This is a genomic window from Clostridium akagii DSM 12554 (assembly GCF_000686725.1).
GTDB lineage: Bacteria > Bacillota > Clostridia > Clostridiales > Clostridiaceae > Clostridium_I > Clostridium_I akagii.
In genome coordinates, this window is sequence record NZ_JMLK01000017.1 from 1 (window position 1) to 23,170 (window position 23,170).

Sequence of the window (23,170 nt, forward strand, 5' to 3'; positions counted from 1 at the left end):
GCAAATTCTTGGATTTGAGGGTTGAAAGGTTCCTTAGGTTGAGGGTCTATTTTTAAAGGATACTCGCTCAGCTGTGCTGAGGAGTACAGTTTTCTAACAAAATCGGAGATTTTGAGAAAACTAGCATCCAGTGATAATGGCTTAGAGGCAACACCCGTTCCCATTCCGAACACGAAGGTTAAGCTCTAAAGCGCTGATGGTACTGCAGGGGTAGCCCGGTGGGAGAGTAAGTCGTCGCTGGTAAATGTTCTGCGATAGCTCAACGGTGGAGCACTCGGCTGTTAACCGATAGGTTGAAGGTTCAAATCCTTTTCGCAGAGCCATTTTATTTGATATAATAAACTTAGATTTTTAATTAAATCTAGGTTTTTTTTATTTTCTATTTTTTTTATTTATAATTAATGGGATTATTGGGTTTATATACGTCTATATATATGAAGAGTAAATTTAATAGGGGTGAATTTAAATGAAAAAAATGGGAACAGTATCTTTTGCTCTAGGTCTCGTTTATTATGGCGTCTGGTTAGCATTAAGAAATATAAATCCACAAATGGCTAATCAGATATTTAGATGGTGGCCAATTATATTTATAATATTGGGTATAGAAATTCTGATAAATTCTAGGAATTCTACAAAAACTGTAAAACATAATTTTAATATGGGAGTTATATTTATTATAATTATTTTTGTTTTAACTAATGTTTATAATGGAACATATGGAATTATTAGCAAGGGATATTCAGAATGGGGTAATAATATATGGAATATAAATTTTGATGGAAATACAAGAAACATAGCTGTGACTAAAATTATAAATACGAAAGATAAGAAGTTTAGATTCGAAACAAAAAACGGAGATGTAAATATTAAAAAATCAGAAGACGGTAATGTAAAACTTCAACTTACTGTTAAGGTTGATAACAATAGTAACGTTAATAAATATGAGATTAATGATATAAATCAAGAGGGGTCTCATTCAGTGGCTATAGATGAAAATTTTGTTGAAGGAGTAGAAGGAACTATATTCATTCCAGATGGATTCGATTTAAATCTTGCAATAGATAATTCTAAAATTGATGCTTATGATAATCTGTCAAATTCTACAATGGATATTCAATCTCAAAATTCAAAACTAGAAGTACAAAGTTTAGCTGGTGTAAATTTAGATACTAATAATGCAGATGTGAATATAAAAGATGTAAGCAATATAAAAGTAAAAGGTAATAATATTAAAAACAATATAGATGGTAATGTTTCCAATGTGGATATTGATATGAAGAATGGAACTACTGATATTAATAACTATAATTTTAAAAGTATTAAAATTAATGCAAATAACGGAGTAGTAAAAATAAATACTAAAGAACAGAATATAAAGGCATCATTAAGCTGTAAAATGGGGAGTATCAAATTTAATGATGAAAAAGTAAATAATGGAGATTTAGATAAGAGTACGGGAGATGGAAGCAATATTGCTGATATCAGTTTAAACCTTGGATCTATAAAAATCAGCAGTCAGGAGTGAGCAGGTTGAATGATGAAGAACTGATGGCTAAAATTAGATTAGGAGATCAAAAATCATTTATATATTTAGTTGATAATTATAAAAAGAAAATTTTAGCATTATGTTATTCTTATACACAAGATAGTCATGAGGCAGAGGATTTATCCCAAGATGTGTTTATAACTTTTTATAAAAATGCAAATAAATTTAGGGAGCAAAGTTCTATATCCACTTATTTGTATAAAATTGCAGTTTCTAGATGTATAGATTTTAAGAGAAAACTAAGTATTAAATCAATGCTTACAGGCATTGTTAATGTAAGTGTAAAAGCTGAGGATTTAGATCAAAAAATATATGTAAGGCAGTGTATAAATAAGTTACCAAAGGATATAAAAATTCCAATTGTTTTATTTTATTATGTGGGTTTAGATCAAAAGGAGATAGGTAAAATATTAAATATATCACAAAAGGCTGTTGAAGGAAGAATATATAGAGGAAAACAAAAATTAAGAGCTATGTTTATTAAGGAGGACGGTATTTATGATGAAAAAAAGCTGGGATTACATTGATTGTATTATAAAATCCTCTTCACATAAAATTAATATATCCAGTGATTATAACGAAACTCTGCTAAAAAAATTAAATGCAAAAAAACAAAAAAAACATAAGAATTGGTTATTAGAGTTTATTAATAGACCAGTGGCTGCGAGTTTTATTTTAAGTGGAATTATTATGAGTGTTTTAGGAATTAGTAATATTCAATATTCGGTTTTAAATATAGAGGGAAAAATAACATTTCAGAGTAATGTCTATCAATATGAGTGTAGATATAAGCTTGATGGTGTGAAAAGTGAAATAGAGGAGTGGTTCTAAATGGAGAAAAAAAGTGGAGCGGTTACATTTCTAGTGGCATTATTACCAGGAGCAGGTTATATGTATTTTGGAATGCTACGGTATGGAATAGAGTCTATGGTATTATTTTTTGTAGTGCCACAGGTATTTGATTATATTGGGTTAGGATTTATTTCATATATATTTTCCATTCCATTCTGGTTATATACTTTTTTTGATACTTATAAAATATCTGGTAAATATAATAGGGGAGAAATAATTCAAGATAAAAGTTTATTTTCAAAGAATGAGGTGAAAAATATAAACATATCAAATGGTGGATGGATTGCTTTTGCATGGCTACTAATTATAATTGGAATACTTGCTTTAGTAAATAAGATTTTTGTAGCATTTGATATTTTTTATACTATAAAACAATATTTTTTACCTGGATTTTTTATATTGATTGGAATTTATCTTTTAGTAAGAGGTAAGGATAAATTTAATTGAATTTTATTGTCCAATGACTAAATTACTTGAAAAATAACATATAGGCAGTTATAATGAGAGTATGTGTAGACTTTGAAAAGAGGTAAAGGAATGTATATTCTAAAGTATATTTATTTTGTTTTATTGTTAATATTAACACTGTTTTTTAGATTTTATATGTTTGTAGCTAGAAAAGCAAAATCATCTGAGAAATATGATTATTGTGTGTATAAAATGGTGAATTTATGGTCTAGCCATATGTTAAAGGTCTTAGGAGTGAAGGTAAATATAAAAGGTTTGGAAAATTTACCTGAAGGAAATTGTATATTCGTTTCAAATCATCAAGGGAATGCAGATTTTTTAGTGTTAATGTCAAGACTTAATACAAATCTCGGCTTTGTTGCTAAAAAAGAAATATTAAAAATACCTATTGTTCGTACATGGATGAAAGATATGCATTGTGTGTTTATTGATAGAGAAAATATTAGAGAATCATTGAAGGCAATAAATCAAGCAATTACTAATGTTAACAATGGTTATAGTATGCTTATCTTCCCAGAAGGAACAAGGAGTAAAAGTCATAAATTAGGCGAATTTAAAAAAGGTAGTATGAGGATTGCATTAAAGGCTAAAGCACCCTTAGTACCAATTGTATTAGATAACTCATTTGAAGTTTTTGAGGGTAGTAAGGGAAAACTTAAGCCAGCAACTATAAATATGTCAATACTGAAGCCTATAAATGTATCTGAATTAACAAAAGAAGAAAGTGCAAACTTAGCAGAGATAGTAAAAGAAAAAATTGCAGAAGAACTTAAAATCTTAGGTTAATCTTACAAAGATACATAATAAATTCCATAAAATAGAATTGAAAACTAGAAACTAAATCTGTTTCTAGTTTTTTTATTTTTTAGTTTACTGGTGTGATTACATAACATGTAAATGAAAAATCAAATGTTAAATCATTCAAAAAAATGAATTTACAGATTTGCAAGTTGCAAATATCTATGATAAAATAACTGTATTAATCAATAAATAAATGTATTATTATTAATTTTATTCAATATTGTTTAGAAGATATGTTGAACATATTGGTATAATTATTAAATTGGAAAATACATCATATAGGTAAATGGACTATTAATTGAATTTATGTTCTATTAAACTTGCAAATTGGTATTTATAAAGGAGTGATGTTATGATGGATTTTGATTTCAACGTTGATGAAAAAGGCAACAAAATCAGTTATGAAATAGAAGATGTTAAACAACCCAATCTATACAGGGATATTTTTTCATATTCAGATGTACCTAAAGTTAAATTTGATGAAGAACTTGTGACCATGGACTTACCTAATGATATTTGTATTACGGATACTACATTTCGAGATGGTCAACAATCTATGACCCCATTTAAAGAAAAACAAATAGTAGAAATATTTAAATATCTAAATAAACTTGATAATAATTCCGGAATCATAAGACAAACAGAGTTTTTTATTTATACAAATAGGGATATTAAGGCTATAGAGGATTGTCAAGCATTAGGTTATAAGTTCCCAGAAATAACAACTTGGATTAGAGCTAATATTGACGAATTAAAGCGAGTAAAAAATCTTGGAATTAGAGAAACAGGTATACTTATGTCCTGTTCTGACTACCATATTTTTAAAAAATTTAAGTCTACAAGGAAAGAAATTTTCAATAAATATATAGCCATAGTTGCAAAAGCCTTAGAATATGGTATAGTTCCAAGGGTACACCTTGAGGACATTACAAGAGCGGATTTTTTTGGATTTGTAATTCCACTTGTAAATAAACTAATGGAAATGTCCAGGGAAGCGAAGATACAAGTTAAGATAAGAGCTTGTGATACTTTGGGGCTAGGTGTTTCATACCCATCAGCGATATTGCCAAGAAGTATTCCTAAGATTATAAGTGGGCTAGTAAAGTATGGTAATGTACCATCTAGCGCTTTAGAATGGCATGGACACAATGATTTCTATCATGTAGTACCTGGGTCAGTAACTGCTTGGTTGTACGGTTCATCTGGTGTAAACACTACGCTATTTGGAATAGGAGAACGAACTGGAAATTGTCCTTTAGAAGCCATGGTTATGGAATATAGTCAAATAAAAGGTAATACTAAAAATATGGATCTTAGGATTATTACAGAATTGGCACATTATTTTACTACTAATATGGGATATGAAATTCCAGCAAGAACTCCCTTCGTAGGAAGTGATTTTAATCTTACTAGGGCTGGAATCCATGCTGATGGTATGCTTAAAGACGAAGAAATATATAATATTTTTGATACCAGCAAAATTCTAAATAGACCAATTTTAATTGCAGTTAACGAATATTCAGGTCAGGCAGGAATAGCCGCTTGGATAAATACCTATTTTAAATTGAGTAATGATGATAAAATAAGTAAGCGAGATGAAAGAATTTTGCAAGTCAAAAATTGGGTTGACTCTGAGTATGAAGGTGGTAGAAATTCTGCCATAAGTAATAAAGAATTTGAATTAATAGTAAAGAGTGTGTTTCAAGAACTTATATGTGTAGAAGGTAGTTATGCAGGTTAAATATTTTAGAGAAATGAGGTTTTAATTGTGAGTAAAGAATATAATATAACACTTATACCAGGTGACGGAATAGGACCAGAAGTCACAGAAGCTGCAACACAGATAATAAAAGAAGCTGGAGTAAATATAAAATGGGATGTTGTAGAAGCTGGCGCAAAGGTAATGGAAGAGTATAACACACCACTGCCAGAGTATGTTATAGAGAGCATAGAAAAAAATAAAATCGGACTTAAAGGCCCAATAACAACGCCTGTTGGAAAAGGTTTTAGAAGCGTAAATGTAGCACTTAGACAAAAATTTAATTTATATGCCAATGTAAGGCCTATTAAAACTTATAAAGGTATAAAATCAAGATATGATAATGTTGATCTTGTAATAGTACGTGAAAATACAGAAGATTTGTACGGTGGAATTGAGCATATGATAGGTGATTATGCTGCTGAAACTATTAAGCTTATTACAAAGGAAGCTACTGAAAAAATAGCTAAATTCGCTTTTGAGTATGCTAGAAATGAAGGAAGAAAAAAAGTAACAGTAGTGCATAAAGCAAATATAATGAAATTTTCAGATGGGTTATTTTTAAATACCACACGAAATGTTGCAAAAAATTATCCGGATATTGGTTTTGAAGATATGATTGTAGATGCAATGAGCATGAAACTAGTACAAAATCCAGAAAAATATGATGTACTAGTTATGCCTAATCTTTATGGAGATATATTGTCTGACATGGGAGCAGGTCTTGTAGGAGGCTTAGGAGTGGTGCCAGGGGCGAATATAGGTAAAGATATAGCTATATTTGAATCAGTGCATGGATCAGCACCAGATATTGCAGGAAAAGGTATTGCCAATCCTGTTGCAACCATTTTATCTTCAGTGATGATGTTAAAGTATATTGGCGAGACTGAAGCTGCAAGCAGAATTCATAATGCTGTTTCAAGGGTACTTGAAGAAGGAAAGAAGTTAACTGGAGATTTAGGTGGCAATGCTACTACAAAAGAATTTACAGCTGAAATAATTAAATACCTTAAATAATCAAATGCCTAAATAAGGTAATGTATTATTGACGTGTTAAAGCATTGAGGATGCAAGTGGATTTATTTAAATAAATTCGCTTGCATCCTTTTTAGTGATTTTATTTAAAAAAGTTATGTATAAATATAAATTAATATTGTATAATTATAATAAAAGATATATAATAGTTATAGATAAACAAGCAAATTCAATAAAAATATAAATAAAATATAAATAAATATGTATATTTATTAAAGAAAGGATGATTTCATTATGAAAGATAAAGTTGTTTTAGCGTATTCAGGAGGCCTTGATACATCAATTACAATTCCATGGCTTAAGGAAAATTATGATATAGATGTTATTGCCGTATGTGTAAATGTAGGACAAGATGACGATATGAAGGCTGTAGAAAAAAAAGCAATTAGTTCAGGTTGCTATAAAATTTATATTGAAGATGTCAAAGAAGAATTCGTAAAAGAATATTTATATAAAGCAATAAAATCAGGTGCAGTTTATGAGGGAAAGTATCTTTTAGGAACAGCTTTTGCAAGACCACTTATAGCAAAAAAACTTGTTGAAATTGCACAAAAAGAAGGAGCAAAATATATTTGCCATGGTTGTACTGGTAAGGGGAATGATCAAGTAAGATTTGAAGCAAGCATTGCTGCTCTTGATCCTTCTATAAAAATCATAGCACCTTGGAGAATATGGGATATAAAATCAAGAGAAGATGCCATAGATTATGCTGCAAAAGTTGGGGTTGAAGTTCCTGTTACAAAGGAAAAAATATATTCAGAGGATATGAATATATGGCATATAAGTCATGAAGGCGGAGATCTTGAAGATCCGAGTAATGAACATAAAACTGAAATGTACAAAATGGTAGTTCCACCAGAAAAGGCAAAAGATGAAGCCAGTTATGTAAGCATCTATTTTGAAGCAGGAATTCCAAAACTTGTAGATGGTAAAGAATTAGCTCCTGTAGAACTTGTTCAATTATTAAATAAGATTGGTGGAGAAAATGGTATTGGAGTAATTGATTTAGTAGAAAACAGACTAGTAGGAATGAAATCAAGAGGAGTATATGAAACTCCAGGTGGAACAATTTTATATGCAGCTCATGGAGAACTAGAAAGTCTTACTATGGATAAAAATACTTTCCATTACAAACAACTTATTGCTCAAAGATATGCAGAACTTGTATATGATGGACTTTGGTTTACTAATTTAAAAGAAGCACTGGATGCATTTATAGATAAAACTCAAGAAAATGTAACTGGTACAGTTAAACTTAAACTTTATAAAGGTAATATCATGGTGGCAGGTATTGATTCAGAGGAGGCACTATATGATGAAGGTATATCTTCTTTTGGAGCAAGTGACCTATATGATCATAAAGATGCAGAAGGTTTTATAAAATTATTCAGTTTGCCGATCAAAATCAAAGCACTTAAGGATATAAAAAAGGCAGGTAAATAATTATGAAGCTTTGGGGCGGAAGATTCGAAAATTCAGAAAGTAAGCTTATGGAGGATTTTAATAGTTCTTTAAGCTTTGACAAAACCTTATATCATGAAGATATTATAGGTAGTATAGCACACGTAAAGATGCTAGAAAAATGCCATATATTAGATAAAGATGATGTAAATAAAATAATTGAAGGACTAAATGCAATACTTATTGATATAGAAAATGGAAAACTTGAAATCAATGGAGATTATGAGGATATCCACAGCTTTGTGGAAGTTAACTTAATTGACAGAATAGGCGATGCAGGGAAAAAAATGCATACTGCTAGAAGTAGAAATGATCAAGTTGCATTGGACATGAGATTATATTCTAAGAATATGGCGAAAGAGGTAGTAGAAAATTTACACGAGCTACTAAAAACAATAAAAAAAATAGGTGAAGAAAATAACTATATTATGCCAGGTTACACTCACATGCAAAGAGCTCAAGTAGTTACTTTTAAACATCATATGATGGCTTATTTTAGTATGTTCACAAGAGATGTAGCACGAATAGAAAATGCTATGGAAATTATGGATTTTAGTCCACTTGGTTGCTGCGCACTTGCTGGTACTACTTATAAAACAGATAGAAAATATACGGCTAGTGAGCTTGGATTTAGTGGAGTAGCTGATAACTTTCTAGATGGAGTAAGTGATAGAGATTATTTGATAGAGCTTATGTCTGATTTCTCAATGATTATGATGCATCTAAGCAGGCTAAGTGAAGAATTAATAATTTGGAGTACTAAAGAGTTTGATTTTATACAAATAAGCGATGAGTTTTCAACTGGAAGCAGTATTATGCCTCAGAAGAAAAACCCAGATGCGGCTGAACTTATAAGAGGCAAGACAGGACGAGTATATGGTAGCCTTATGTCGCTTTTAACAACTATGAAGGGAATACCCCTTGCATACAACAAAGACATGCAGGAAGATAAGGAATGCTTCTTTAATGCACTAAATACTTCCCTTAGTTGCATTAAAGTAATGAATGGCATGCTTGGAACAATAAAAGTTAAAAAAGAATCTATGCTTAAAGCTGTAAAACATGGATTTCTAAATGCCACTGAAGCAGCAGACTATTTAGTTAATAAGGGCATGGCATTTAGAGATGCACATGGAGTTATTGGCGAAATTGTATTGAAGTGTGAAAGTGATAATAAATCAATAGAAGAACTTACAATAGATGACCTTAAAGGATTTAGCAAACTTTTTGGTGAGGATATATATGAGTTCATTGATTATGAAAACACATTGAGTCGCGGAATAAAAAAAGAAATGAAATAGAAGAGAGCGGGAGTTTTATTATCCCGCTCTCTTTTTGCATTAAAAAATAACATAATGAACAGAGAATTATAATAAAAATATAAAATCTACTTTATAAATTAACAACAAGTGATGTAAAATAGATTTATAGTAGCTAGAGAATATGCGAAATATTATTATGATTTTCATAAAATTCAAAGGGGGATAATAAACATGGTAAAAGATTTTTCACTTAGTAATGATAATGCAATGATTAATTTTACAGTAAAATATTGTACTACACATGAAGAGTTACTCACAAGTAATGGATTTAAAAAGGTTACTTTGGCATATTTAAAGACTCTTGAGAAAAGAAGGTCTAATATATACAAATATATCAGTGAGCTTAAGGCAAGCAGTGACAATAAAGAGATAACTGAAAATATAATTAATTTTTTAAAACTTCTCACCATTATGGATGAAAAATCTATTATTAATGTGAATTATAAATACAAAAGTATATTTCAAGATAAAGATATTCTTATGAATTTTGTTGAAGGTATGTACGGATTTTGGAGAAAACTTGAAAGGTATACTCTCATAGAAAATAGAGGTGTAAATGAAGGGATTGGAAATCTAAGTTTTTTAGATGCTAGCAACAGATTTTCAAACCTTGTATTATCTACATACAGAAAAATTGAAGAAAATATAGAAGGGCGCAAACCTAATGTATATAGGCAATTACCTGCTGGTGGAAATGTAGGAGTAATAGTCAATAATATAAAATGGAATCTTTTTGATGAATATATTTGTCTTAAAGGAATTCATTTTATTGATTCTGTTTTAATCGATCCACCCTTTATAATATACCCTAAAAAGAATACAAGAGATGGATTATTTAGTGAAGTTTATAGCAATCCATTAAAGGGATGTTCCATAGAAAAAGAACATTGGTATTGTATGCCAGTTAAGGTGGGAGAACTTTTGGCATTTATATATTTTCATAGGGACTTTATGGGCCATGGTATAGCCTTATGCAATTTGTTTGAAATGGCAAGAGGAGAGGAATATGAAAATAAAAAACCTGATATAGTTTATGTATTTGGAGCAAAAGACAATGATGATAAAGTGAAAACAGTTTTTTATGATGATACTAAAAATGACATAATGCTAGGTTATATTAGTTATGGTGAGGAAATTGATTATTTTGGATACATGAAAAAGATGACATTAACTCTCCATAATCTGATAATGATAAAGAGAGGATATTTACCAATCCATGGTGCTATGGTGAATATTATAACTAAAAATGGTAAAGAGTCCAATATAATTATAATGGGTGATAGTGGGGCAGGAAAATCTGAGAGCCTTGAAGCTTTTAGAGAATTAAGTGAAGATTATATAAGCGATATGACTATAATATTTGATGATATGGGTGTGGTTAAACTTAATGGGGATGATAAACCTTTAGGCTTTGGAACAGAGATAGGTGCCTTTGTAAGACTGGATGATTTGGATCCTGGATATGCTTTTAGAGAAATTGATAGAAGTATATTTATGAATCCAGATAAAATTAATGCAAGATTGGTTATGCCTGTGGCAACATATAATGATATAAGAAAGGGATATCCAATAGATTTATTTTTGTATGCAAATAATTATGATGACGGAGAAAAGCTAGAATTTTTTTCCAGTCAAGCGCAGGCTTTACCAACGTTTAGAAATGGGGCCAGAATTGCAAAGGGAACAACTACGGAGAAGGGGCTAGTTAACACCTATTTTGCAAATCCCTTTGGACCTGTACAAAAAAAAGAAGAAACAGATAAACTTTTAGTAGAATATTTCAGTAAATTTGAGAGCACTGGGGTTAAAATAGGACAATTAAGAACCTGTCTTGGACTAAAGGGAAAAGAAAAAAACGGGCCGATGGAGGCTGCTAAAAAGTTACTCGAGGTTGTAAAATCCATATAATCTATTGTAGCAAAAATAAAGTCCAACATTGTTGGGCTTTATTTTTGTAAATTATCTTTCTCTTTCTACTGTGTGATCCCTGTCTCTTCCGAAAAAAGAAATACCATATAAACCGGCTATACCAACTAATGCATATATGATTCTAGTAAAAGTTGACATAGTACCAAATATTGCAGCAACTAAATCAAATTGGAAAAAACCAATTAAACCCCAGTTTATAGCACCAATAATAATTAAAACAAGTGTAATGATATCCAAGCTTTTCATAAAAGCCCATCTCCTTTATTGAAATTTACAACTCTATTATGTGTAGTTTTCAATAAATTATAACAAGACTATTAAAAGTTTTAATTAAAATTGTATATTTCGATCAATTGGTTGAGATAGTGATATAAAAGTACTAGTCCTTTGAACGCCTTCAATGACCTGTATTTTATTCATAAGTAACTCTTGTAAATCTGCAATGCTTTTACAAATCACTTTTGCGAAAAGTGAATAATCACCTGTAGTGTAATGAAGCTCAACTATTTCATTTATGGTTTTCAGTTTTTCAAGAACTCCATTGTAGGAAATAGCCTTGTCTAAAAATATGCCGATGAAGCAACAAACATCATAACCAAGCTTAGAATTATCTATGATCAACTTAGTACCTTTGATAATCCCTAAATCTTCCATCTTTTTCATTCTTACATGGATTGTACCACCACTTACGTGACACATCCGGGCTATTTCAAGATAAGGCGTTCTAGAATTTTTAACCAAGATATCCAAAATCTGAATATCTAGTTCATCTAAACCACTAATATTAATATTCATTCAAATCAACTCCTATGTATGCCAATCAATAATATTATACCAAATTTATTGCCAGTTTATCAAAGCAAATTTGAAAAAAAATATACGAGTTTCACAATTTGCAAATATCTAAGCTATATATTGATATATTGATAATAATTACAGGATATATTACTATTATTACACTTTTCACATAAAAAATATACAGCGAATTTTAAAATAATTGTCCTAGTTTCAAAAAAATTAAAAATGTTGTATACTTTTTAGTGTGAAAAAAAATAATTTGGGGGATTTTTAATGGTAGTAATTGAAAGAGATTCAGAATTAATTTTAAATAAAGATATGATAAATAAATATGAAATGGGAAGCATTGCATATTTTGACATTGAAACCACGGGTTTTGATAAACATGAAAATATAATAATGTTAATCTCATTAGGTTCATTTACAGATGAAAATAATTTTAGAATAAAACAGTATTATGCAGAAGAAAAATCCGACGAAAAATATGTGTTAGAAGCATTTATGGAAGACTTAAAAGGATATGATAGATGGTGTTCATATAATGGAAAAGCATTCGATGAACCTTTTATAAATAATAGAATGATCATAAACGGTATAGAAAACTTTATAGCACCATCAGAACATGTTGATCTTTATAGAATGATAAAGCCATACTATAAACAACTTGGACTAGCTAGATGTAATCTTAAAACTGTAGAGCAATATATTGGTATAAATAGACTGGACAAAATTGATGGTGGGAAAAGTGTAGAATTATACATGGATTATCTAAGGTCAAAGTCAGAAAAATTAAGGGATGTAATAATGCTTCATAATTATGAAGATGTGCTAAATCTCCCTAAAATATTTAAAGTCGTGTTTAAAATAGAAACTGGATCTGATTTTGCTAGGGAAGATGGTATAACTGAAAAACAATTAAGTTATCTAAAATATTTACTTGATAAAAATAATATAACTTTGGAAATAGATTATAACAAGGTTTCTAAAAAAATAGCAAGTAAAATTATTGATAGTTTAATTAAGGGAAGTTGTGATGAAAAAAATTTATTACAAATGATTGCTACAAACTACTAAATCATAATATATTTCGATTTATTATGCCACAGGGATGTTATAATAATATAGAGGAAGTGATCTTATGAAAGTTAAAGAGCTTATGAACACAAAATATTTTTATGTAAATGAGGATAAAACTTTAAAAAGTGCGCTTGAACTTATGAATACTAATGGGATAAATGGTGTACCTGTTGTAAATGATAATTTGAATTTAGTTGGAATGGTAGTAAAGGCGGATATATACAGGTTTTTAGTTGAAGAAGGTCACTATGATACTTATTCAGTAAAGTCAGTTATGTCTGATAAAGTTATTAGTGCTAGTGGAGATGAAGAAGTTGAAGAAGCTGCTATCAGACTAAGAGAAAACGATATATTGGCTTTGCCTGTGATTGAAAATAAAAAAGTTTTAGGTATTTTTGAACTTGAAGACGTTGTGGACTACTTTCTTAAAGCTAAGAGTTAAGTAAGCAGTGGGAAAATCAATAAAAGTGATAAAAGTAGATTATTTCTATAAAGCTACTTTTATCTACTTTATCTTGGGAAACTCATTGAACATGTTAATTTAATATTTTATAATTTACAAAATATTATAAAATTATTATCAATATGATAATAAAGGCAGTTAATAAATGTTAATTATATGAAAATTACTAAAGTGCATTGACTTTAAAACCAACTAAACCTATAATTTAAATAAGAATTATAAATGTAACTAATATGTGCAGTGAAATTAAAAGATAACTACTGAAAAATATTCATTTAAATGAATTTTCACTTTATCAAGAGAGGTGGAGGGACTGGCCCTTTGAAGCCCAACAACCAGTGCTGAATATTGTTCAGCATAATGGTGCTAATTCCTGCAGCTTAAGCTGAGAGATAAGAATAATGGTGGTATAAATGCCCGGTTTTATTCTCGGACATTTATTTTTTTTTGAAGACATATAAATGCATATTACAGATCATTTAGACAAAATATAAAATAAGCATAATTTAAGGGGGTTCTTTCAATGAAAAAACATTTAGGAGTAATACTATTAGGACTAGTAACAATATTCGCCATAACAGGCTGTGGAGCAAGTAAAGCTAGCACTTCTAGTACAGACAAGAAAACTATAATAGTGGGTGCATCTCCAATTCCTCATGCTGAGATATTGGAAAAAGTAAAACCAATACTTGCAAAAGAAGGATATACACTTAAGATACAGGTGTTTACCGACTATATTCAACCCAATGTAGCATTAAATGATGGAGAAATTGATGCGAATTTTTTTCAACATATACCATACTTAAATACTTATAACAAGGAACATAAAACAGATTTAGTTTCTACTGTTAAAGTACACATTGAACCAATGGGCATATATTCAAAAAAAATAAAGAGTTTAAAAGAACTTAAAGATGGTTCAAAAATTGCTATACCAAACGATGCTTCAAATGAGGCTAGAGCATTACAACTGCTACAAAAAGCAGGACTTATTAAAGTTAAAAAAGTTGATTTACCAACGGTAAGTGATATTACTGAAAACAAAAAGAATTTTAAAATCACAGAACTTGATGCAGCACAACTTCCAAGGACACTTGATGATGTTGATATATCAGTTATAAATGCAAACTATGCACTTCAAGCAAATTTAAACCCAACAAAAGATGCATTATTTTTAGAAGCTAAGGATTCACCTTATGCAAATATAATTGCAGTTAAAAAAGGAAATGAAAACAAACCTTATATTAAAGCTTTAGATAAAGCTATTAATTCTCCAGAAATCAAGAAATTTATTGAAGATAAATACAAGGGAAGTATAGTTCCTGCATTTTAATAGCAGAGAAAATAACTAATGAAAAATTAAAATAAAAAGGATGTAAGTAGATTTGCTAGGACAAATGTATTTATATCCTTTTTATTTTGTTCGGATTTTATGTTAAGTTTAATTCACATAACAAAAATATTGGTAAAACATGTTTATATAAGCGGTGAAAAATGATATAATCTGTTTATTGATGCGGAATTAAAGGGGAGGTAAGGAGAATAGAAAAGGAAATTTATAAAAACAAACAAATTTTTGTTGCACTTATATTAACATGCATACTACCTGTAGTAGTTATGGATAATGCGGATTATTTTCAAAGTGGTATTAAAATATGCTTTTATGGTATTTATTTTATTTGTATGACGCTATTAATTTATTTAATATCCAAACAAGTTAACTACAAAGATATAATAAACTTTTATATAGCAGTAATTGCTGTATTTCTTCCTATTATAATAAAAACTCACGGATTTGACGGAATGCTAAGCCCTAAGATAATTTATATGTATACATTTATAGCTATAATAATATTTATTTTACTTATAAAAACTAAAAAAATTCAAAAGAATAAAATCAAATTAGAAGATTATATTATTTTTGCATATTTTATATTAATTTTACTTTCCACCATTAATTCTATTTCTGTCACTAGATCAATAATGGGTAAAATATTCTGGTATGCGGGAACTCTAACACTTTTTTCCTATATAATATTATTCAAAATCACATCAGTTTACTACAAATTTTCTAGAATACATTTAATTATGTTAGGAGTGACATCCTCCATAGTTTCAATAATTGGAATATCCCAATTCTACGGGCATAATTTGATTGGGAAAAACATCAATGAAGTTTATTCAACACTGGGTCAGCACAATTGGGTTGGTGCATATACTGTTATGGTTTTGCCGATATTTATTTTTGCCTATGTTTATTCAGAAAAAATTTATAAATATATTTTCCTAATTGTTTCTGTTATAACATATATTTGTTTGTTATGTTCGTTTACTAGAGGATCATGGGTTGGCTTTATAATAATGATTTTATTAGGGTTTTGCTTGATATTAAGATATCAAAAAAACTTGATAAAAAAATTTGCAACTATATTGAGCATATTACTGGTAGTTACAATTGTATTTAATGTGTCATCACATAACAGCATGTTTAATAGAGCTACTTCAATAGGGAATGATGCAAACTCACTGATTATTCATTCTGATAAATACGAGACTGCTGGCTCGGATAGAATTTATATATGGAAAAAGACATTAGGTACAATTAAATATAATCCTATTTTAGGTAGTGGGCCTGATACGCTGGACCTGGAATTCAAAAAAATTTATGGATATTTTGTTTATGATGGAGGTGCAGATGGGTCTACAAAAGGTTCCATTGTTACTCAGGCGCATAATGAGTATTTGCACATTGCGGCTACTTTAGGAATACCTGCTTTAATAATATATATAATATTTATAATAATCTTACTAAAAAAAGCATTTAGCAAAATAAAAAGCAACAGGATGTTAATTGCTTTAATATGTTCCGTAGTTGCGTATTTAGTCCAAGCATTTTTTAACAATAGTGTAGTTGCATTTGCACCAATGTACTGGATAATACTCGGAGTAATGCTTAAATTTTCATATGATGGTATATAAACCAATAAAATCACACATTAAGTATTAAAAGTATAAATTCATTTAAATATAAGTAAATAAGACCCTTTTATATATTAAAAATTAAAATATAACTCGATTTTTAATTCAAGTTATAAAAAATATAGAAAAATATAGAAAATATGTTGAATCATATAAAATGCCATAGTATAATGAAATTAGAAAGAATATTTCCTACATGGGGAGAGTTATAATGCCAAGAGAAATTAAAAGATTAGGGGATTTATTAGTAGAATCAGGAAAAATAACAGAAAAAGAATTGGAAGAAGCCTTAAAAAAACAAAAAGTTACAGAAAAAAGGCTTGGGGAAATATTAATAGATGAAGGATACATAAGTGAAGAGGATATAATAGATATTCTTGAGATTCAACTAGGAATTCAAAGGGTATACTTAGATTTTATAAATATAAATTATAAATTAACAAAACTTGTACCAGAAAATTTAGCTAGAAAATATATATTAGTACCAGTAGCTCTTAGCGGAGATAAAATCGAAATAGCTATGGCTGATCCACTGAACATATTTGCCCAGGATGACGTTAGGATTTCTTCTGGATATGAAGTAAAACCTTTAATTGCAACTAATGATGAGATAATAAAATTTATAGATAAAATTTATTCAGGAGAAAAAGTCGAGAAAGCAGCACAAGAGTTTACTAAAGAACATAACCTTAAAATTGAAAAAGAGGATAATCAGCATCTTGAAGATACTGATATTAACAGGGCTCCCATAGTTAAGATTGTGGACTTAGTTTTAAGTGATGCAATAAATTCAAGCAGTAGTGATATACATATTGAACCATTTGATCATTACATAAAAATAAGATATAGAATAGATGGAATGCTTATAGAAAAAAAGAAATTGCCCATAGAATCACTAGCACCTTTAACTACCCGTATTAAGATATTGTCAAATTTAGATATTGCAGAAAAAAGGATGCCTCAAGATGGAAGAATGAAAGTAAAAGTTGGGGATGAAGATATTGATTTAAGAATATCTACTCTTCCAACTATCCATGGAGAGAAAATAGTAATCAGAATACTTAGAAGTAACAGTGCAAATATTAGCAAAGAAAATTTAGGAATGGATAAGGATAATATAGAAAAGCTTGAAAAAATAATCAAATCTCCTTATGGGATAATACTTGTTACTGGACCAACAGGTAGTGGAAAATCCACAACTCTGTATGCTATTCTAAGCGAGTTAAACTCCAATGATAGAAATATAATAACAGTTGAAGATCCAGTAGAGTATGTACTTGAGGGTGTAAATCAGGTAAATGTTAATATAAAAGCAGGACTAACATTTGCAGCGGGACTTAGATCCATATTAAGACAGGATCCAGATATAGTTATGATAGGTGAAATGAGAGATGCTGAAACAGCGGAAATATCTGTAAGAGCAGCTATAACAGGACATCTAGTTTTAAGTACAATTCATACTAATGATGCAGCCTCATCAATAGTTAGACTTGTGGACATGGGGGTTGAACCATATTTAGTTGCCAGCGCGGTAACAGGTATAATAGCACAAAGACTAGTGAGAAAAATATGCCCATATTGTGAACAAGAGTACCAAGCAAGCAATTATGAAAAAGAAATATTAGGTATAAAAGAAATTGAAGGCTTAAAACTTAAAAAGGGGAAAGGGTGTCCAAGATGTAATGGGACAGGCTATTTGGGAAGAATGGGTGTTTATGAGATTATGGAAATAACTCAAAAACATAAAGAATTGATAATGAATAGCGGAAGTACTGAAGATTTGAAAAGCTTAAGCACTGAAAATGGAATGAAGACCATAAGAAGTTCCTGTGAAAATCTTGTTTTATCTGGAAAAACTACTGTGGAAGAATTACTTAAAATAGCATTAGTAAAAGAGTAGTCCATGATTAATTACAGAAGAAAGGGGAAATTAGTTTGCCACAATATAGTTATGAAGCAAGCACAAAACAGGGAGCAGTAAGAAAGGGAAAAATGGATGCTGCAGATGAAGAAGCTGTAACCGCTGCGTTAAGAGAAATTGGCGTGTATCCTACAAGCATTAAACTATACGAAGAAAATGCTTTTAACATAGATATTTTTCAATATAGAAAAGTAACTTTAAAAGACATATATATTTTCTCTAGAGAATTTTCATACATAATTGCAGCAGGCATGGGAATAGTTAGAGCATTGGATATATTGCAGGAGCAAACTGAAAATCCAAGACTAAAAAAGGTGATTTCATTTGTAACAGATAGAGTTCAAAAGGGAGAAAGTCTTTCTAGTTCCATGAAAAATTATAGTGAGTTTCCAGATATGCTGGTGAATATGATTGAAGTTGGAGAAGCCAGTGGTACCCTGGACGAAATGATGCTTAGAATGGCAACGTATTATGACAAAGAATATAAGCAACGACAAAAAATAAAACAGGCATTAACATATCCTATACTGGTAGCCGTTATGGCAGTAGTAATTGTAAATGTACTTGTTATAAAGGTACTTCCTACATTTATTAACATGTCACTGGAAAATGGAATAACTAAGGATCAGTTACCACTTCCAACTAGAATAGTTATGGGGTTTAGTGATATATTAACTGGATACTGGTATGTGGCGTTGATTTTAATAATATTTGCTTATGTTTTAGCTAAATTGTATGGAAAAAATAAAAAAAATGTAAACTTAGATAAATTTAAATTAAAGTTTCCACTTCTGGGAAAATTATATAAAAAAATTATAACAGCAAGGTTTGCAAGAACATTTGGAATGTTAACAAGTTATGGTATTCCTATTATTCAAAGCATGGAGATATGTTCTGAAATTGTGGGAAATACATTTATTAGGGATATTTTGCTAAGTACAAAAGGAGAAATAGAGAAGGGCGCAAGCCTTGGAGAAACATTAGAATCAAGAGACATTTTCCCAGTAATGTTAATACAAATGATAAAGATTGGGGAAGAGTCCGGTACTATGGATTCTGTATTAGGTAAGACAGCAGAGTTTTATGATGGTGAGGTTGAAACAACAACGGTTCAATTAACAACTATGATTGAACCTCTTATTATAGCAGTACTAGGTGTGGTAGTTGGTTTTATAATTATAGCAATAATTACACCTATGTATCAGATGTACAATTCAATAAATTAATCCACGTTATAAAAATGTCATAGGTAGAAAAATCTACATTTGATATTTTAATATAATAAAATACAGGGGGGAAAACAATGAACAAAATTACAAACAAAAACAAGAAGAAAAAAGGATTTACGCTGATTGAACTTATTATAGTTATTGCAATACTTGCAATATTAGCAATGATATTGGTACCAATGATAGGTACATATCGTGAAAAAGCAGAAAAATCCAATATCCAAGCTTCGGCTAAAACGGTAATGAGCGCGATACAGGCATATAATGCAGATCATTCAGGAGCACCAATAACTGATCCAAGCAGTACAACAGTGGGATTGAATCTATTAGATAGTTCCAGCACCAGTGCAAGTGCTGATAAAACAGTAGATGTGTCAAAAGTACCAACTGTAATTAAGCAATGTACTTCAGTTGATGGGACTACTACTATTCATCAGTTACAAGCATTAGTTGATGGAGATTTTACAAGTAGTGCCGATGGGGCTACTATATCTTTTGTAGCTAATTGATAGTAGTAATGTAATAAATATTGATATTTATATATAATATATAAATATCAATATTTATATATTATTCTGGATGTACATTATTATTAATGTGCATCCAGAATAATATATGTGTAAAACGTAATATTCATTGTAAAGTAACAAACATAAACAAAAGGGGATGAAAAAATTGTTAAACCAAAATACTATGATTTTAGATATAGGTGATATAGACATAAAAATAATTGTAGGCAATAATAAAAAAGTATCATTTGTAGATAAGATAAGAACCCCAGAAGATGCAGTAGTAAATAATAACATAGAGGATATAGAGGTTCTAATTAGAGCCATTGAAGATGTAATAAGACAAAATAATTTAAAAGTTAGTAATGTTGTTTTTGTAATAAAGGGACAAGATGTAATTATAAGACACACTGATGTACCAATAATGGAATACAATCAAATTGGAGATTCTGCTAAATGGGAAATCAATCAATATCTTCCGCAGCACGGAGATGAACATTATGTAAATTTTCAAATAATCGATAGGATAAAAAATGCAGATGAAAATATATACAAGCTTATTGTAGCAGCGGCGCCAAGAGAAAAAATTGATAAATATGTTGAGCTAGCAAAAAAGTTAGGCATAAAATTATTAGCCATTGATGTAGCTGCGAATTGCGTTGCAAGAGTTTTTTCTAGTATTTATGAAAATGATAAAACAAAGGAAAATATAGCAATAATTAAGCTTGGAAATAAAGAAAGTAATATAGTGATTTTAGAAAAAGGAAGGTTGTTTGTTGAAAGAGAATTGCCTTTTGGAATTGATAATATTAAAAAGCAAATCATGGCGAATTACGGTATAAATCAAGAAGAGGCAACTGATTTTCTAAAAGAAAAAATTGAATTAACTAAAATAGATGAGAATAATGAGAATGAAGTAAGGCTTAAAAGGTTATTTGATAATGTTTTTTCTTCATTCCAAAAGGTAATACAGTTTTTTGGTACAGGAAGATCAAAAAAGAAGATAGATAAAATCTATGTGATTGATAGCGGAGCAGACATAATAAACATAGATACTTATATACAAGGTTATTTAGACATTGATACTAGTATCGTAAATAGTCCTGAAGATATATTTTGTAAATTTCCAGATGAGCTTCAGTTCAAAGAATACATAACAGTATTTGGTGCATTAATTAGAAAAGGTTCAAATGATGAGCTTAATTTGATACCCTATGATTTAGAGGATAAAAGAGGGGATATTTTAAAAGGGAAAAAAGTAATGATAATTACTGGGATTATAGTAGTTTGTATGCTTGTTATAGCCATAATTCTTAAATTATATATTATGAAGTTAAATAGTGATAATAATGATTTGAAAAATCAAATAAATAAAGAAGCATGGATTAGTATCCAAAATACGAAATTAAACAGTAATCTAAGCCAATACAATAAACAAATAACGACGGCTAGTGCCATGCAAAAGAGCAAAGTTTATGTACTAAAATGGATAGAAGGAATCGTAAAACAGCTACCATCTGATGTAACTACGGATTCAATTGTAAAAGATAGTAAGCAAGATAATATAAGTATAACAGGTGGAACACAAAATATTAATTCAGTAACAACCTTTGCAAATAATCTTAAAAACAGCGGACTTTATAAAGATATTAAAATTATTAGTATAAATCAAGGTGATGCATCGGGGTATAAATTTGCAATAACTGTAGGGGAAGTGGTGAAATGATAAATTTAAATCGAAGAGATAAAATTTTATTGATTATTCTTGCAGTGCTTGCAGTTTTATTTTTATATGCAAAGCTTTTAATAATTCCAAGTACAGATAAAATATCAAATATTAATTCACAAATAAGTAGCAATGAAGCACAAATTGTAACACTTGATTATAAAAAAGATCAAAATACAATTATCAAGAGAAATATAAAAAATTTGCAACCCAAATATGATGATGCTAAAAATCAGATTACAATTAGCAGAAAAGATGGCAATATTACTACTGACATAAGCAGGTTATGTAGCAATCATAATGTGAAACTTACAAGTTTAGTTTTTCAAGAAGGTGTAGTATACTCACAAAATGTTACAGGTAAAAATGTAGCAAATCCTAATAAATCAGTGCCTAATGGAAATCTAATGGAAATGGGGACTACTATTACAATAACTGGTAGTATTTCTGACGTCATAAAATTCATAGATGATTTAGAACACACAAAACGAATAGATGTCATAAATAATGTGTCAATAAACAATAGTGATAACACAAATAAAGCTAGTATTGTAGCAAATTATTTTTATATTTCTGGTGAGGATACAGGCAGTGCATCTGATTCAACTAGCAGTACTAAATAAATAGTTCATTTTGATTGTGACTCTGTTGAAATTTGAGGTGAGTATATGAAAATAAAAAAGCTAAGAGGGTTTACCATTATTGAAATGATAGTGGCCATTGCATTTTTTACCATAGCAACTGTAGGCATAACCTTTGTTATTAGTACATCCACTAATATGTATAAAACTGAAAATACAAAATTTCAAACTATATCAGTGGCCGATTCTATTTTAAATCAGCTAAAATCAAGAGGAATTGTAGAAAAAGATGCTATAACAGCGGATGATAGGGCACCGATAACTGGTCTTAATTATTTTTTTCGAAACTCTGAAGATATAGATAAATATAAATATATTTTTTTAGATTATACTGATTTGTCATCATTAACTCTTCTGCAAGGGAGTTACAAAGAGGATACACATTACTCAGAAACTGATTTACAAAATTTTCAATCATGTAGTACATCTACGAGTAGAACATACATAGATTCAAATGGTATATCAAAAGAATATGAATTCGTTGCAGTAGTTCATATTAGCAGAAATAATGGAACAAAAACCGATGCTATTACAAGAAATTATAATATTGACTATTATTACAACAACTATACAATAGACGTTAAAGTTTGGGACTTAAATAAAGATGTAAGCTCTGAAGCGCAGGAGAGTACAGCTATAAGTAGGTGATGGATG

At 29.6% G+C, this 23,170-nt stretch carries 22 protein-coding genes, 1 tRNA gene, 1 rRNA gene and 1 riboswitch; of the genes, 22 read left to right on the plus strand and 2 right to left on the minus strand.

Features of this window, described 5'->3' with window-relative positions:
* Positions 1-126: 126 nt before the first annotated feature.
* From rrf to BR66_RS0110130, 12 genes are all read left to right on the plus strand, one after another.
* Positions 127-243 (plus strand): 5S ribosomal RNA (gene rrf, locus BR66_RS0110075).
* A 5-nt stretch (positions 244-248) separates the two neighbouring features.
* Positions 249-323: transfer RNA gene (locus BR66_RS0110080), tRNA-Asn, on the plus strand.
* Between the two features lie 143 nt (positions 324-466).
* Entirely contained in the window at positions 467-1,525 is a 1,059-nt protein-coding gene (locus BR66_RS0110085) for a LiaF transmembrane domain-containing protein (RefSeq protein WP_026882830.1), read from the plus strand.
* 5 nt (positions 1,526-1,530) lie between these two features.
* Complete coding sequence (locus BR66_RS0110090; protein ID WP_026882831.1) at positions 1,531-2,073, plus strand: RNA polymerase sigma factor; 543 nt, start codon at positions 1,531-1,533, stop codon at positions 2,071-2,073.
* Positions 2,045-2,377 carry a hypothetical protein gene (locus tag BR66_RS0110095; RefSeq protein ID WP_051624179.1) on the plus strand — a complete coding sequence of 111 codons (333 nt, stop codon included), beginning with the start codon at positions 2,045-2,047 and terminating at the stop codon, positions 2,375-2,377. Before BR66_RS0110090 ends, BR66_RS0110095 begins: the two co-directional genes overlap by 29 nt.
* A complete protein-coding gene (locus BR66_RS0110100) occupies positions 2,378-2,845 on the plus strand; it encodes a hypothetical protein (protein ID WP_026882833.1) in 468 nt (155 codons plus the stop codon). It begins immediately after the preceding gene.
* A gap of 90 nt (positions 2,846-2,935) precedes the next feature.
* Positions 2,936-3,652, plus strand: coding sequence for a lysophospholipid acyltransferase family protein (locus tag BR66_RS0110105; protein WP_026882834.1), 717 nt, complete (start codon positions 2,936-2,938; stop codon positions 3,650-3,652).
* A gap of 367 nt (positions 3,653-4,019) precedes the next feature.
* Entirely contained in the window at positions 4,020-5,408 is a 1,389-nt protein-coding gene (locus tag BR66_RS0110110; protein ID WP_035795973.1) for a beta/alpha barrel domain-containing protein, read from the plus strand.
* A 27-nt stretch (positions 5,409-5,435) separates the two neighbouring features.
* The gene (locus BR66_RS0110115; RefSeq protein ID WP_026882836.1) at positions 5,436-6,443 is read left to right on the plus strand and encodes an isocitrate dehydrogenase (NAD(+)); all 1,008 of its coding nucleotides are present in this window, start codon (positions 5,436-5,438) and stop codon (positions 6,441-6,443) included.
* Positions 6,444-6,695: 252 nt separating this feature from the next.
* Complete coding sequence (locus BR66_RS0110120; RefSeq protein WP_026882837.1) at positions 6,696-7,904, plus strand: argininosuccinate synthase; 1,209 nt, start codon at positions 6,696-6,698, stop codon at positions 7,902-7,904.
* A 2-nt stretch (positions 7,905-7,906) separates the two neighbouring features.
* Positions 7,907-9,223, plus strand: coding sequence for an argininosuccinate lyase (argH, locus tag BR66_RS0110125; RefSeq protein WP_026882838.1), 1,317 nt, complete (start codon positions 7,907-7,909; stop codon positions 9,221-9,223).
* A gap of 192 nt (positions 9,224-9,415) precedes the next feature.
* Positions 9,416-11,152 carry a phosphoenolpyruvate carboxykinase (ATP) gene (locus BR66_RS0110130; protein WP_026882839.1) on the plus strand — a complete coding sequence of 579 codons (1,737 nt, stop codon included), beginning with the start codon at positions 9,416-9,418 and terminating at the stop codon, positions 11,150-11,152.
* Positions 11,153-11,203: 51 nt separating this feature from the next.
* Here the strand turns inward: BR66_RS0110130 and BR66_RS0110135 are convergent, their stop codons facing one another.
* A complete protein-coding gene (locus BR66_RS0110135; protein ID WP_026882840.1) occupies positions 11,204-11,419 on the minus strand; it encodes a DUF378 domain-containing protein in 216 nt (71 codons plus the stop codon).
* A gap of 84 nt (positions 11,420-11,503) precedes the next feature.
* Positions 11,504-11,968 carry an Lrp/AsnC ligand binding domain-containing protein gene (locus BR66_RS0110140; RefSeq protein WP_026882841.1) on the minus strand — a complete coding sequence of 155 codons (465 nt, stop codon included), beginning with the start codon at positions 11,966-11,968 and terminating at the stop codon, positions 11,504-11,506.
* A 276-nt stretch (positions 11,969-12,244) separates the two neighbouring features.
* Between BR66_RS0110140 and BR66_RS0110145 the strand changes: the two genes are divergently transcribed.
* From BR66_RS0110145 to BR66_RS0110190, 10 genes are all read left to right on the plus strand, one after another.
* Positions 12,245-13,045, plus strand: a complete 801-nt coding sequence (locus BR66_RS0110145; protein ID WP_026882842.1) for a ribonuclease H-like domain-containing protein — start codon at positions 12,245-12,247, stop codon at positions 13,043-13,045.
* A gap of 64 nt (positions 13,046-13,109) precedes the next feature.
* Positions 13,110-13,490, plus strand: a complete 381-nt coding sequence (locus BR66_RS0110150) for a CBS domain-containing protein (protein WP_026882843.1) — start codon at positions 13,110-13,112, stop codon at positions 13,488-13,490.
* Between the two features lie 310 nt (positions 13,491-13,800).
* Positions 13,801-13,910: riboswitch (SAM riboswitch) on the plus strand.
* Between the two features lie 124 nt (positions 13,911-14,034).
* Positions 14,035-14,844 (plus strand): MetQ/NlpA family ABC transporter substrate-binding protein, encoded by an 810-nt coding sequence (locus BR66_RS0110155; protein WP_026882844.1) that lies wholly within the window; start codon positions 14,035-14,037, stop codon positions 14,842-14,844.
* 284 nt (positions 14,845-15,128) lie between these two features.
* Positions 15,129-16,490: an O-antigen ligase family protein gene (locus BR66_RS0110160; protein ID WP_026882845.1), complete on the plus strand. Its 1,362-nt coding sequence runs from the start codon at positions 15,129-15,131 to the stop codon at positions 16,488-16,490.
* A gap of 211 nt (positions 16,491-16,701) precedes the next feature.
* Positions 16,702-18,390 (plus strand): GspE/PulE family protein, encoded by a 1,689-nt coding sequence (locus BR66_RS0110165; RefSeq protein WP_026882846.1) that lies wholly within the window; start codon positions 16,702-16,704, stop codon positions 18,388-18,390.
* 35 nt (positions 18,391-18,425) lie between these two features.
* Positions 18,426-19,637 carry a type II secretion system F family protein gene (locus BR66_RS0110170; protein ID WP_026882847.1) on the plus strand — a complete coding sequence of 404 codons (1,212 nt, stop codon included), beginning with the start codon at positions 18,426-18,428 and terminating at the stop codon, positions 19,635-19,637.
* A gap of 77 nt (positions 19,638-19,714) precedes the next feature.
* Positions 19,715-20,149, plus strand: a complete 435-nt coding sequence (locus BR66_RS26635) for a type II secretion system protein (RefSeq protein WP_084156450.1) — start codon at positions 19,715-19,717, stop codon at positions 20,147-20,149.
* A 166-nt stretch (positions 20,150-20,315) separates the two neighbouring features.
* Positions 20,316-21,875 carry a pilus assembly protein PilM gene (gene pilM, locus BR66_RS23570; RefSeq protein WP_051624180.1) on the plus strand — a complete coding sequence of 520 codons (1,560 nt, stop codon included), beginning with the start codon at positions 20,316-20,318 and terminating at the stop codon, positions 21,873-21,875.
* Entirely contained in the window at positions 21,872-22,498 is a 627-nt protein-coding gene (locus tag BR66_RS0110185) for a hypothetical protein (protein ID WP_026882848.1), read from the plus strand. The genes pilM and BR66_RS0110185 overlap by 4 nt, the downstream gene beginning before the upstream one ends.
* Before the next feature lie 45 nt (positions 22,499-22,543).
* On the plus strand, positions 22,544-23,164 hold the full coding sequence (locus tag BR66_RS0110190; RefSeq protein WP_026882849.1) for a type II secretion system protein: 621 nt from the start codon (positions 22,544-22,546) through the stop codon (positions 23,162-23,164).
* Positions 23,165-23,170: the final 6 nt, after the last annotated feature.